The following is a 13760-nucleotide window of genomic DNA, read 5'->3' on the forward strand; positions in this document are numbered from 1 at the left end:
TTGAGGATAGACGGCGGCAATGCGCCCAAACGCCTTGACCCCACACAACAAGATCGTAAGTGTCTTAAAAACTCTGATCAGTAACCTTGCGGATGAACCTCATGACAAGCGCCCCCACTCAGCCAGATGTTTCAGCCCTTTCCTTCGAAGAGGCTCTCAAACAACTGGAAACAATCGTGCGGGAACTCGAGCAGGGCAATGTCCCTCTTGAACGCAGTATTGAAATGTATGAGCGCGGTGCCGTACTGCGAAGCCATTGCGATAGCTTACTTAAAGCAGCTGAAGCAAAGGTTGAGAAAATCCAACTAGGACAAGATGGTAAACCTGCGGGTGCAACGGACCTTGATCAAGAGGCTTAACAACCAAAAAAACACTACATAGTTCACTTTTATATATTTAACGTAGCGTAATATTACACCCCCCTCCGCATTAACATCATATTTTCTTATTTCTCTTGCAAATGCAGGAAAATAAGAAAATATAAGAGGCATGATTACTATAACAGAACATGATGAGTTCAGGATACTGGAACGCATTCAGGAGTGCGCGACCGATCTGTCATTGTGGCCGAAAACATTGGAGTGTGCAGACAGGTCTTTAACATGCCGCTCTTTCCTACTTGAGTTCAGATCAGGGCAACAACACACTGGGCGCTATTGCCCGAGCGAACACGCGTCCGAACTGATTCATTTCCTGGACAACATTCAGACCGAGGCGAACAAAACTGCCCTCTCGTTTTTGCTCAATGAGGCAGCTTTAAATTATCCATATTGCAAAATACAACTTACGATCAATTCGCCCGTGTCAGCGAAAGCAGTTACAAACGCAAATCTGGAATTTGCTAATTGGCCAGGGCTCATCACACCTGTGTTCCGTACGAAGGAGGTCACCGTCCTACTGGCATGCCTTTGGACAACAGTACCCAGTGACGAAATCGACCCTGAACACGTGATGCCACCATTTCGGCGCTTCGCAAAAGCAGTCTCATCCGCCCTGGCCGTCCAGAGCAACGTTTCAGAAACCAGAGCAAACCTGGAATCATTGAGATTGTTGTTTTCCTCGAAGGAGAACGCGTATTGCCTGCTTGATGAAAATCGCACGATTTTGTTCAGCACTCCAGCTTGGCAGGACGCTCTTCGCGGCGGAGACATTTTCACAGTACATGGCGGTAGGCTTGTGCCATCTCGCAATGACATTGAAATAGCGCTGAAATACACATCCGAAAACATTGATGCATCACCTGAACATCTATCAGCCAGCAATCTTCGCCTCAGTTCAGGCCCTCGCTCGGAGCGCTACGTATTTGTTCCGGAAGGCGACAATTCTCTTCGGAATGTGTCGTTTCGAAACCTGGGCGTCGGTGAAGGGGAAGATACCCCGTCAAACAAATCACACATCCTTGTTGAAATTAAAAAGCCCACACCTCTCCTTGAAGAACTCAAAGATATTCTTCAATCTCACTATGGACTGTCAAATGGCGAAGCACGACTGGCCTATGACCTCGCCTCTAGTGGTTCTCTTCCGGATACCTTGGCGAACTTGGGCATCACGCGCAACACGGCCAAAACCCATTTGCGCCGGATCTACGAAAAGACTGCCACACAATCACAGCTGGAATTGACCCATGTGATTCACAGTCTGAGCAGCCTTTTTTAGCCTGCCAATAGAATTCCCCCCACAAAGCGACACACACTCTAATCGGCTAAAATGGGCAGCCCCGAGGTCCTCGGCGAAATAAAAAGCCGGCTTAAGATGCATTTTCCGAACTGGCGCAACTCATGGCAGGACAAAAAAAAGGGCCGTGAAACCACGGCCCTAGTTATTCATTGTGCACGTGGCCCCATCGACCACATAGAGTTTTTATTCCACCTGAAGTTTAAATGCATCACCCAAATGGGTGACTGATATACCATTTCATCAAAATCACCGTAGTTTTTACAATACTTGCGATACAAGTTTAGCCTATTGCAATAAGAACATGCCTTGAATTACATGCTTCCAAAGCCATATTTGCGCCCTACATTGCCTTGATGTAGCTTGCCAGTAAATCCATTCCATATTGGAGCCGTAGCCCGCGTGACTTCCCAACCGTCTACACCGATGCTTGACCAGATCATGCGCCCTGCGGATCTTCGCAACTTCGAAGAAACAGATCTCCGACAGATAGCTGACGAGCTTCGTGAAGAAATGATCGATGCCGTTTCCGTGACAGGAGGGCATCTGGGTGCTGGCCTGGGCGTGGTAGAAATTACCGTCGCGCTGCATTACGTTTTCAATACGCCAGACGACCGCCTGATCTGGGATGTCGGACACCAGTGCTATCCGCACAAAATCCTGACAGAGCGCCGCGACAGGATCCGAACACTCCGGCAAGGCAACGGCCTTTCCGGTTTCACGAAACGCGCTGAAAGCGAATACGATCCCTTCGGTGCTGCACATTCCTCAACTTCGATCTCCGCCGGGTTGGGGATGTCTGCGGCACGTGACCTTGCCGGGGGCGACAATAATGTGATTGCCGTCATCGGAGATGGCGCGATGTCGGCTGGAATGGCCTATGAGGCTATGAACAATGCCGGGCACCTCGGTTCTCGCCTGATCGTGATCCTCAATGACAATGACATGTCAATTGCACCGCCAGTTGGAGCCATGTCTGCCTACCTGGCCAAACTTGTATCCGGACCGACATATCAGTCGCTGCGCGGGGCTGCAAAAACCATTGCCAAAAACCTGCCCAAGCCACTGCAGGAGAAAGCTGCGCGCGCTGAGGAATATGCGCGCGGTTTCTGGACTGGCGGCACACTGTTCGAAGAACTGGGCTTCTACTATGTCGGCCCTGTCGACGGTCACAATATGGACCACCTGCTGCCGATCTTGAAGAACGTGCGCGACACGCACAATGGTCCGGTTCTAATCCATGCGGTGACCCAAAAGGGTAAAGGCTACGGCCCTGCCGAGGGCGCAAAGGACAAATACCATGGCGTGTCGAAATTCGATGTTGTCACAGGCAAGCAGTCCAAGCCGAAAGCCAATGCGCCGAGCTACACCAATGTCTTTGCCACTTCACTGATTCGCGAAGCGCAAGAGGACGAAAAGGTCGTTGCCATAACCGCGGCCATGCCAGACGGAACAGGCGTAGACCTTTTTCAGGAAGCCTTTCCGACCCGAACATTTGATGTCGGCATTGCTGAACAGCACGCTGTAACATTTGCAGCTGGCCTTGCGACAGAGGGCTTCAAGCCCTTCACCGCGATCTACTCAACCTTTTTGCAACGGGCCTATGATCAGGTCGTGCATGATGTCGCCATTCAGGGCCTTCCCGTTCGGTTCCCGATCGACCGCGCCGGTCTGGTTGGAGCGGACGGCGCGACCCATGCCGGAGCCTTTGACACAACCTACCTCTCTTGTCTTCCAGGTTTTGTTGTGATGGGCGCAGCTGACGAAGTTGAATTGCGACATATGGTGGCGACCGCCGTTGCCTATGATGAGGGGCCGATTTCATTCCGCTACCCACGCGGCGAAGGGGTAGGTCTCGATCTTCCCGAGCGTGGCAGCGTACTGGAAATCGGCAAGGGCCTCATCCGCCGCGAAGGCACGAAAGTGGCCCTTCTGTCCTTCGGAAGCCGATTAGGCGAATGCCTTGCTGCTGCTGATGAACTGGATGCTGCAGGCCTGTCAACAACCGTTGCTGATGCTCGCTTCGCGAAACCATTGGACATCGAGCTATTGAACCGGCTTGCGCGCGAACATGAAGTTCTGATCACCATTGAGGAAGGTTCAATTGGCGGCTTTGGCAGCCACGTATTGACCACACTGGCGGGCCTCGGTCTGCTGGATAAGGGACTCAAGGTTCGCACGATGATGCTGCCTGACGTGTTTCAGGATCAGGATAAGCCGGATGTGTTGTACCGGGATGCTAACCTCACCTGCGACGCGATCATGAAAAAGGTATTCCAGGCCTTGGGCACCGACTATCTAGGCTCTTTCCAAAGCGCCTGATCTGACACTTCTTCCCTTTTTCCTGTGCTCACGGCAGCCCGCCAACCTGCCGTGAGCTTATTCGATTGACAGAACCTCAGCAGACTGAAAAAGCTTCTCTATGAATAGATTTCGCCCATCGATCTAAAAACAGGGCTTCATTCCATATTCAAGTTTGACCAAGGTGCTTGATGGCGCAGATGTTGGCCTCCGTTTCCGCGCTCCTAATATCGGTATCGATGCTCATTCTTGGGCACGGTATTCAATCCACTCTTTTACCTCTTGCCGCCAGCAGCGCCGATTTCAGCGACCTCCAGATCGGCGCCGTCTCATCAGCCTATTTCATTGGCCTGGTTCTTGGCTGTCTCGGCGCGCCTCATGTCATTATGAGAGCTGGACATATTCGCGCTTATGCAGCTGTGGTCTCTCTCATGTCCGCGGCTGCCATCCTCCATCCGATTGCCGTAGATCCCGTGGCTTGGTTCCTGATCCGGATCATTTCCGGTTTCTGTCTGGCCGGCTTCTATATGATTGTCGAAAGCTGGCTGAACGAAAGCGCCACAAACGAAAACCGCGGCGCGGTCATGTCCACTTACATTGTGATACTTTTCGCCTCGATGATGTTGGGGCAAATCTCAATCGCCGCAATGGACATCACATCATTTATGCCATTCGCCATCGCCTCGGTGTCCGTCAGCCTCGCCGTCATTCCGGTGGCGCTAACCACAGCCAATCAACCTGCCCCAATCACACTTGTTCGCTTTCGCCCAATCAAGCTCTATCGCAATTCACCAGCCGCTCTTGTGGGGGCAATGCTCATAGGGATCGGAAATGGTGCACTCTGGTCTCTGACGCCTCTGTACGGCTCGCAGATTGGCTTGACTACAAATCAATCTGCTTTCTATGCGGCAGCGATCATTGCCGGCGGTGTGCTATCGCAATGGCCAATCGGGCGGCTGTCTGACAAAATAGATCGACGCGTAGTTCTCATGATATTGGGCGCGACCACCGCCGCAGTCGCGCTTGCGATTGCCTGGTTAGCTCCGCAGGATTTTGCCTCAGCCACTGCGCTTGCGGTCTTGATCGGCATCTGCTCGCAACCTGCCTATGCCATCGCGGTCTCCCATGCCTTCGATTACGCAGCGACAGAAGATTTCGTTGAAACATCATCCGGGCTCTTGCTTGCCTTTGGACTGGGATCAGTTGCCGGGCCGATTGGGGCTTCGCTTTTAATGGGACAAACTGGACCATCCGGACTCTACCTCCTCGTTGCGATTGTGAACCTCATCATGGCTGCATTCATTTTGACACGGCTGTTTGCCCGTGGCGCTATCGATCAGGAAGAAAAACTCGACTTCGAATACGCAGCAACAGCACAGGTCGGTACAGTCTTGTCACCAGAGCCGCTGGATATTGACGCGTCAAACGTGATCGCTCCTGAAGAATTTCCAGCTTATGAAGATGACGCATATAGCTCAGAGACGGACATCGTCACAGAAGAAATCATCTCCTCAGAAGAACAGACCAGCGGCTCCGAAGATGAAGAGCCTACTCCCGGTAACGACACGCCGAAGGAAGGCTGATCTGTTACCTGTGGCAATTCACCTCTCGACGTCGATCCAAAACCGCATCATATTCCGCCCATGAATTCGAGCCCGAGCCTTTTCCAAATACTGCGGCAAGAACGCCATCCCTTGGCGATCCTGGCCATGCTTGCGCTCGGCCTGAGGGTGACGATCTTCATGATCGGCCTTTCGGTATCGCCGAGTATTGGATCTGGCGGATTGGCCGTTTTGTGCCAGTCCTCCCAAACAGGCGGAACGGGCCTGCCTAGCGGTGGCCAGCACAATCCTGCCCATTGCATCTGCGGCACATCCTGCAGTCATATCGGTCAAACTTCCGGGCTTGTTGCCGACGCAGCGCTTTCCCTCACCCCTCCCCTCCCTGCTGGCATTGATCTGTCCCTCAAAGGCGCTGCATCAATCCATGTTTCATCACGGAAACCAAGCGGTCCTATTCGAGCACCTCCGATCCAATTGACCTGACATGCATCCGGCTGCGCAAACAGCTACTTCAAAAACTTTATTCAGGATCAATAGACCTATGACTTTCTTCAAAACCCTGGCCGCTGCGGCCATGATGAGCCTTGTAGCCACTGCGTCCTACGCTGACCACGCTTCACATGGCCACATCAGCGTCACAGACACCTGGACACGGGCAACACCTCCCAAAGCTATGTCCGGCGGGGGATTTGCAAAAATCAGCAATGGCGGCTCCGAAGACGATCGTCTCATCGCAGTCAGTTCCCCAGCAGCGAGCCGTGTTGAACTGCATGAGATGGTTGTCTCAGACGGCGTGATGAAGATGCGCCAGATGGAAAACGGCATTGAAGTTCCAGCCGGCGAAACTGTCTCCCTGCAGCCCGGCGGCCTGCACATCATGTTTATGAAACTGGCAGGCCCCTTCAAAGAAGGCGAAACTGTTCCCGTGACGCTTACTTTCGAAAAAGCAGGCGATGTCAGCATTAATCTAGCCATTGAGAAGCTTGGCGCCAAGGGCATGGATCACGGAGCCATGGACCATAGCAAGATGGATCACGGTGATATGGCCAAAGACAAGAATTGAGGTCCTCATGACGAGCTTAAAAATAATTCGCTATGTAGCTTGGGCGGCAGTTGCCGCCCTGGCCATTGGCGCTGGCGTTCTCTTCACACTGCAGTGGACGAATTCCAAAGGCACAGGCGCATTGATCGAACCTCTGGCTGCGATTGGCGGTCCATTTGAGTTGGTCAATGGGGCAGGAGAAACCGTCACAGACAAGGATATGGCTGGCAAACCAACAGTCTATTTCTTCGGCTTCACCTTCTGCCCTGATGTATGCCCGACGACTTTGTCTGACATGCAGGGCTGGATATCGACTCTCGGAGATGATGCCCAAAAACTGAACTTTGCTTTTGTGTCCATTGACCCAGAACGCGATACCCCTGAGGTTCTTTCCGATTATGTGGCCGCTTTTGATGACAGCATTCAGCCACTGACCGGCTCTCGTGAACAAATAGATGCCATGACCAAGGCCTATCGTGTCTACGCCAAAAAGGTGCCGCTGGACGATGGCGACTACACCATGGATCATTCAGCATCCGCCTTCCTTATGGATACAAACAACCGGTTTGTTGGTACCATTGCCTATGGCGAAGCTGAAGAAAGCGCCTTGAAGAAGCTAAATAGGCTGATTGAAAATACTCCGACCTCCTCTTGAGGTCGGTTTAATGCAAGAATGGCCTTTCCACTTGAGGTTGGCTCTACCAACACAATGGCCCTCAGCTTGAGGTCCACAAAACGAACGGGTCCTGAAAACCATGCGCATGTCCCTGTATGCGGGTTTGGCTTTTGGTGGTGGTCTTCTCATCGCTGCTTCAGGCTTGCTATGGCTGCGCATGGGGGAACGGATCTATTTCGACAGGTTGATTGCAGGAATAGCCGGTTGTTTTTAACCGTAGTACTTTCCTGATCTCACAAGGTCAGCTAAGAGGCCGGGATGACCCAGAAGCAACGCCTCGACCAGCATCTCGTTGACCTCAAGCATTTCCCGAGCCGGGCTCGTGCTCGCGATGCCATTTTGCGCGGCACTGTTCGCGTCGATGGAGCAACAAGCATCAAACCGGCGCAAAAAGTATCCAGGGCCAACCAAATTTCCGTTGACGATCCCGGCTCCACCTATGTTTCGCGGGCAGCGCTCAAGTTGATCGCCGGGCTTGATGAATTTGGTATCGATGCCTCAGAGCGCATTTGTCTGGACATTGGCGCGTCCACCGGTGGCTTCACCCAGGTGCTTCTGGAACGGGGTGCAGCAAAGGTTCACGCGATCGATGTTGGCCACGACCAGCTCCATAAGAGGTTCACAACCCATCCGCGCGTATCAAGCCGCGATGGTCTAAATGCTCGTGAACTGTCTCTGTCCGATCTGGACGGCGAGCACCCTGAACTTATTGTCTCCGACGTCAGCTTCATTTCCCTCAAGCTTGCCCTGCCCCCGGCACTGGAATTCGCGCTTGCCGGCGCGAAGTGCGTCTGCCTTGTAAAACCTCAGTTCGAAGCGGGGCGTGAGAACATCGGCAAAAGCGGGCTGGTCGATCTTGAGGTCGCTGAAATGACCGCAAAATCATTGAAAGACTGGTTCAACTCGGTTCCAGGCTGGCAAAGCGTTGGCCTGATACCCTCGCCAGTCAAAGGCGGCGACGGCAATTCCGAATGGCTGCTCTGCGGCCAAAAAGACGGCTGACAGACCGTCAAGGCAGGCCGGAACAGCCCATCATTAGCATTGTCGCAGGCAAACGCTTGCCTGACGGACAGCTTGGCGCTATCCCTCCGCAATGACACAGACACAGACACAGACACAGACCCTTCTTTCCGTTACGAGCCTCGGCCATAGGGGCGATGGCATTGCGACGACGCCCGACGGACCCGTTTTCGTGGCAGGAGCCCTGCCCGGCGAAGACGTCAACGCCCACATTTCCAACGGCCGCGCCACCGAAATTACCATCGTCAAACCCAGCCCGGACCGCATTGCTCCAATCTGCCAGCACTATGATAATTGCGGCGGGTGCTCCACCCAGCATCTTGCCGAGGCACCTTATCTGGAGTGGAAACGCGAGCTTGTAATCCGGGCGTTCGCCGACCGAGGCATCGAGACCAAGGTCGCCCCCGTGGTTCCCTGCGAAGCACAAAGCCGCCGGAGAGCCGTTTTTACCGCGGCCCGCGCTGGCAGCACCATTTTGCTAGGCTATCACGAGAAAGCCAGCCATCGGATGGTCAACATTTCCGAGTGCCCTGTGCTGGTACCGGAAATCATCGCTGGACTTACCGGCCTTCGAAGGCTTGCTTTTGAGCTTATGCCCAAGAAGGGCGAATTGCGGATTAATGTTCTGTCGACAACAAACGGTCTCGACGTGGCTTTCGAACAGGCCGACCGGAAGTATGAAGCCCGGTTTGCCCGGCTGTCCCAGCTTGCTGTTGAACTGAACCTGGCGCGTCTGACCATCAACGGCGAAACACTTCTGGAAGCCCGTGCCCCTTCTCTGGATATGGGAGGCCTGCTCGTCTCCCCGCCACCAGCCGGATTTACACAGGCCACTCTGCAGGCAGAAGAAGCCCTTTGCAATCTGGTCCTACGTGGCCTCGGCAAGCCGAAAAAAGTAGCTGACCTTTTTGCAGGCTCAGGAACATTCGCCCTTCGAATTGCCCGTGGTGCATCTGTCCATGCGGTAGAAAGCAACGCACCAGCCTTGAAATCTCTCGACAAGGCTCTGCGTGTACCACGCGGATTGAAGCAGGTGACCATAGAGCGCCGCGACTTGTTCCGCCGCCCGATCATGGCAGCGGATCTTGAAAAATTCGATGCAGTGGTCTTCGATCCTCCGCGCGCTGGTGCGCAAGCACAAGTCGAACAGATTGCCTTGTCCAAGGTGCCCTATGTGGTGGCCGTTTCCTGCAATCCGGCAACGCTTGCCCGGGACCTGCGCATACTGATCGACGGTGGTTACACGCTACAAACCGTCACACCGGTGGACCAATTCCTGTTCTCGCCCCATATTGAGTGTGTAGCGACCTTAAAACGGGAGTGAAACATGGCTGCGGCCGACGATGCACTGACACCTCTCTCGCCTCCTGACCATGCAACAGGGACGCCTCGTTTCTTGAAGCGAAAGGGAGTGTCGTTGCGGCGGCTGGCGTCTCGCGCAGACTATGCCTGGCGTCAAGGCAACCGGCTTGCGCTCTATACGCTGCACGCCGAAGCCATGCGTCGTATGAACAAGCGACTTCAGCAGGACCTGCCAGAAAAACCCAAGCCAATGCCAGATGGCCCGGTTCCCGGACAGCGACGTATGCTTGCGGATATCGCCGCGCTCTTTGCAGCTGATCTAAAGGCTGTGGAAGATGGTCTCTATCCAGCTCCACGCGATGGATCGATGAGCTTGCGAGAGCTGTTAGACACCAGCCGGGCCTTCTTTAGGGATGTACCAGAAGTCGCCAGACGCCGCGCGGAAGGTGCACATCAGGAAGTCAACGACGATCCAGAGCGCTTTGGCGGAGAGGCGCTGCCGCGTTACTATCGTCAGAATTTCCATTTCCAAAGCGATGGCTGGTTGTCCGAAGAAAGTGCCAGGCTTTATGATTTTCAGGTTGATGTGCTGTTTTCCGGCGCAACTGCAGCCATGCGCCGACGGGCACTTGTGCCCTTTGCCGAAATCGTCAAACGCCAGGATCAACGCAAGCTCGCCTATGCCGATATTGCCTGCGGCACCAGCGGACTTCTTGGCCCTGCACTGACCGCCTTTCCGCGTCTGCGCGGCATTGGCGTCGATCTGTCAGAACCTTACCTGAGTGTTGCGCGTGAACGTTTACCGTCTCGCCGCGCCACTTTCGTCAACGGAATGGCAGAACAACTGCCATTTTTCGACAACAGCATGGATGTGCTGTCCTGCGTGTTCCTGTTCCATGAACTGCCACCCAAAATCCGCCGACAAGTCGCAGCTGAAATCGCCCGTGTGCTCAAGCCGGGCGGGCGCTTCCTGTTTGTCGACAGCCTTCAGACCGGAGACATTCCGGACTACGACGGCTTGCTCTCCCTGTTCCCCCAGTTGTTTCATGAACCATATTTTTCAACCTATCTAACAGAAGACCTGACGCAGGTGTTTTCTGACGTCGGAATGGAAAAAACGCTCCACACCTCCGCCTTTGTTTCCACGGTTATGGAGTTCACCAAAGGCTGACGCCTTTCAGTAATACTGAATTTTCTCCAAATCACCTCTTGCCACACAACTTCAGCATAACTAAATCAAGCTCATGAGACTTGATCATTGGCTCTTGGAGAATAAGGAAAGCCGGAGCGCGTTTGCGCGACGGGCCGACCTGTCTGCCGCATCTGTCACCGCCCTGTGCAACGACCCCGACGTCTGGGTATCACGCGACATGGCGAGGAAGATTGCCGAAGCCACCAAGGGTGCGGTTACTCCCAATGATTTTCTCGGCCTTTCCATCACCAAGGAGCATCCCGTGTCCCAGGCCCGTGTAGCTGAAGCCATCCGCGCATTTGAACGCGGCGAAGTCGTGGTCGTGACCGATGACGATGACCGTGAGAACGAAGGCGACCTGATTGTCGCCGCATCCAAAATGACCCCGGAACAGATGGCCTTCTTCGTCAGGCACACTTCCGGTATTGTGTGTGCCCCGATGACCGTGGAAATCGCCCGTCGCCTTCGGCTGGATCCAATGGTTGCGCAAAATGATGCGCCACTGGCAACAGCCTTTACCATTTCCGTCGATTATCGCCATGGCCTGACAACCGGCATTTCAGCAGATGAGCGTTGTTCCACGGTTCGGGCGCTCGCCAACCCGAATGTCGGTGCAGCTGATCTGGTACGGCCCGGTCACATCTTCCCGTTGATCGCCAAGGAAGGCGGCGTGTTGATGCGGTCCGGACACACGGAAGCAGCTGTTGACCTTTGCAGACTTGCCGGACTGGAAGAAGTTGGCGTGATCAGTGAGCTGGTCAACGACGACGGCACGGTCAAGCAAGGCGAACAGGTCACCAGCTTTGCTGCTGAGCATAACCTGAAGACGGTCTCCGTCTCTGACCTGATTGCCTGGCGTCAACGCACAGAGCGCCTGGTCGAGCGGATCAACGAGCAGCCTATCGAGACCATTGCCGGTCCGGCCTACGCCATGACCTATTCCACCCCATATGATCAGATGCATCATGTGGCCGTCGTCTACGGCGATATTCTGGATGGACGAAGTGTGCCAGTGCGCCTGCAGCTGGAATCGGTTCTGGATGATGTCTTTGGAAAAAGCCAACCAATGGACACGACCATGCAGCAGTTCGCCGAGCGTGGACGTGGCATCGTAGTGTATCTGCGCGAAGGATCTGTAGGCGTTGCCCTTCAATCAAGCCGGGCCCGCAACGACCTTGAGGCTGCCGGCAACGAAGAGCATGTTTCTGCCCAGAGTCGCCAGGAAGAATGGCGCGAGATTGGATTGGGTGCCCAGATCCTGAAAGACCTTGGGGTGACGTCCATTCGGCTTTTGTCCTCACGCGAACGGCATTATGTTGGGCTGGAAGGCTTTGACATAGAAATCGAAGCAACAGAAATCACTGACGTTTAAAATTCACGGGTCTGGGTCTCATTGCGATCCAGACCCGTGAAGCAAGTGCCCAGCCAACATAATTTAACACACTCAATTTGGCCCAAGCCTAAACTCTCCTGCATTTACGGCCTTGCATGCCTTGGCGTCTAAATCTATTATGTACTGTACGTTCCAGTATAGATATCATTGTGATTGGCCTGTTTCTCCAGCCTTAAAGATAGATCTGTTGCCTCCTCAGCACGCTATCGCTGCGACACGACAATCACTCATGATCGCAATTCCACACTTCTCCAAGCTCCCTCCCGAGCTCTCCTCGCATATTTTCAGGATCCCAAAATGAAGCCCGGACTTTTAAGATCTTCGCTGGTGCTTGGGCCTTTGGCCGCTGTTGGGCCACTCGCCATCGATATATACCTGCCAGCCCTGCCCGCAATCGAAGCCGATCTGAATGCTGGCATTGCCTCTACACAGATGACATTGACAGCGTTCTTTCTGACATTTGGCCTCTCCCAATTGGTTTACGGCCCCCTATCCGACCAGGTCGGGCGTAAACTTCCAATCTATATCGGGCTTTTCCTGTTCATCGTCGGCAGCATCAGCTGCGGCATATCCACAAACATTGAATGGTTGATCGCCTCACGATTGCTTCAAGGCGTTGGCGCCGCGGCGGTGATGGTGATCCCACGGGCCATCATTCGAGACATGTACACCGGCTATGAAGCCACACGCCTGATGGCTCTTGTAATGCTGGTGATCAGCGTTTCACCAATGCTGGCCCCTCTGGCTGGAACCGGCTTGATCGCGATTGGCAGCTGGCACACAATCTTCTTCTTTTTGTCGGGCGCTGCGATACTGACCTTGTTCCTCACCGTTTTCATGTTGCCTGAAACGCTGGAACCAACACATAGGGTGCCTGTCAACGCCAAGACTTTCTTCGAGGGTACGAAAACACTTTTGTCCGATGCGACCTTCATGGGACTGACCCTGATTGGCGGCTTCGGCTTGGCCAGTTTCTTCGTATTCATCGCCAGTGCATCCTTCGTCTATACGGGGCACTTCGGTCTCTCTCTTGTGCAGTTCAGCATCGCCTTTGCCGTGAATGCCATTGGCTTCTTCGCCTCATCTCAAGTCGCTGCAAAACTTGGCCAACGCTTCGGTATGACGCAGGTGATTGTCTATGCGGTCACGGGCTTCCTGTTCTTCGAGCTCATACTGCTGTCCTTAACGCTATTGGGATTTGGCACCTTGCCTGTGGTGATGTTTTTCCTGTTTTGCGGCAACGCTTGCCTTGGCCTGGTTATCCCGTCAACGATGGTCATGGCTCTCGACAAACATGGCGACATCGCAGGTCTCGCCTCATCCCTTGGCGGCACCCTCCAAATGGTGACCGGTGGGCTGATGATTGCAGCAGCCAGCCAGTTCTTCGACGGCACAGTTACGCCGTTGGTCGCAGCCATTGCCTTTTGCTCCGTCGCCGCTTTTGTTCTGATGAAGGTGCTTCGCATTGGTCGTGAAACTGTCACGGGCACATCCGCCTTGTAACCAGAGGCAAACCGGCTGAGTACCCCCCCCGATCAGCAAGGTTTTGACAATCGGTCTGCATGTTGAAACAACAGGGCAGACCGATTGAGCAAGCC

13 protein-coding genes are annotated in these 13760 nt (G+C 54.0%); all 13 read left to right on the forward strand.

What is annotated here, in order from left to right; all coding sequences use genetic code 11:
- Window positions 1-101: 101 nt before the first annotated feature.
- Complete coding sequence (locus tag V6575_RS04830; RefSeq protein WP_340272982.1) at window positions 102-359, forward strand: exodeoxyribonuclease VII small subunit; 258 nt, start codon at window positions 102-104, stop codon at window positions 357-359.
- Window positions 360-1047: 688 nt separating this feature from the next.
- On the forward strand, window positions 1048-1656 hold the full coding sequence (locus tag V6575_RS04835) for a helix-turn-helix transcriptional regulator (RefSeq protein WP_340272983.1): 609 nt from the start codon (window positions 1048-1050) through the stop codon (window positions 1654-1656).
- Window positions 1657-2100: 444 nt separating this feature from the next.
- On the forward strand, window positions 2101-3996 hold the full coding sequence (dxs, locus tag V6575_RS04840; protein WP_340273348.1) for a 1-deoxy-D-xylulose-5-phosphate synthase: 1896 nt from the start codon (window positions 2101-2103) through the stop codon (window positions 3994-3996).
- Window positions 3997-4166: 170 nt separating this feature from the next.
- The gene (locus V6575_RS04845) at window positions 4167-5558 is read left to right on the forward strand and encodes an MFS transporter (protein WP_340272984.1); all 1392 of its coding nucleotides are present in this window, start codon (window positions 4167-4169) and stop codon (window positions 5556-5558) included.
- A gap of 111 nt (window positions 5559-5669) precedes the next feature.
- Window positions 5670-6020, forward strand: a complete 351-nt coding sequence (locus V6575_RS04850; RefSeq protein ID WP_340272985.1) for a DUF2946 family protein — start codon at window positions 5670-5672, stop codon at window positions 6018-6020.
- A gap of 58 nt (window positions 6021-6078) precedes the next feature.
- Complete coding sequence (locus V6575_RS04855; RefSeq protein WP_340272986.1) at window positions 6079-6600, forward strand: copper chaperone PCu(A)C; 522 nt, start codon at window positions 6079-6081, stop codon at window positions 6598-6600.
- Window positions 6601-6607: 7 nt separating this feature from the next.
- A complete protein-coding gene (locus V6575_RS04860; RefSeq protein WP_340272987.1) occupies window positions 6608-7234 on the forward strand; it encodes an SCO family protein in 627 nt (208 codons plus the stop codon).
- Window positions 7235-7334: 100 nt separating this feature from the next.
- Window positions 7335-7469: a hypothetical protein gene (locus V6575_RS04865; protein ID WP_340272988.1), complete on the forward strand. Its 135-nt coding sequence runs from the start codon at window positions 7335-7337 to the stop codon at window positions 7467-7469.
- Between the two features lie 44 nt (window positions 7470-7513).
- Window positions 7514-8257: a TlyA family RNA methyltransferase gene (locus tag V6575_RS04870; protein WP_340272989.1), complete on the forward strand. Its 744-nt coding sequence runs from the start codon at window positions 7514-7516 to the stop codon at window positions 8255-8257.
- Between the two features lie 91 nt (window positions 8258-8348).
- On the forward strand, window positions 8349-9599 hold the full coding sequence (locus tag V6575_RS04875; RefSeq protein ID WP_340272990.1) for a class I SAM-dependent RNA methyltransferase: 1251 nt from the start codon (window positions 8349-8351) through the stop codon (window positions 9597-9599).
- Window positions 9600-9602: 3 nt separating this feature from the next.
- Window positions 9603-10748, forward strand: a complete 1146-nt coding sequence (locus V6575_RS04880; RefSeq protein ID WP_340272992.1) for a class I SAM-dependent methyltransferase — start codon at window positions 9603-9605, stop codon at window positions 10746-10748.
- 73 nt (window positions 10749-10821) lie between these two features.
- Complete coding sequence (ribB, locus tag V6575_RS04885) at window positions 10822-12141, forward strand: 3,4-dihydroxy-2-butanone-4-phosphate synthase (protein ID WP_340272993.1); 1320 nt, start codon at window positions 10822-10824, stop codon at window positions 12139-12141.
- A 318-nt stretch (window positions 12142-12459) separates the two neighbouring features.
- Window positions 12460-13665: a multidrug effflux MFS transporter gene (locus V6575_RS04890; RefSeq protein ID WP_340272994.1), complete on the forward strand. Its 1206-nt coding sequence runs from the start codon at window positions 12460-12462 to the stop codon at window positions 13663-13665.
- Window positions 13666-13760: the final 95 nt, after the last annotated feature.

Source organism: Roseibium algae (assembly GCF_037783265.1).
GTDB classification, from domain to species: Bacteria; Pseudomonadota; Alphaproteobacteria; order Rhizobiales; family Stappiaceae; genus Roseibium; species Roseibium algae.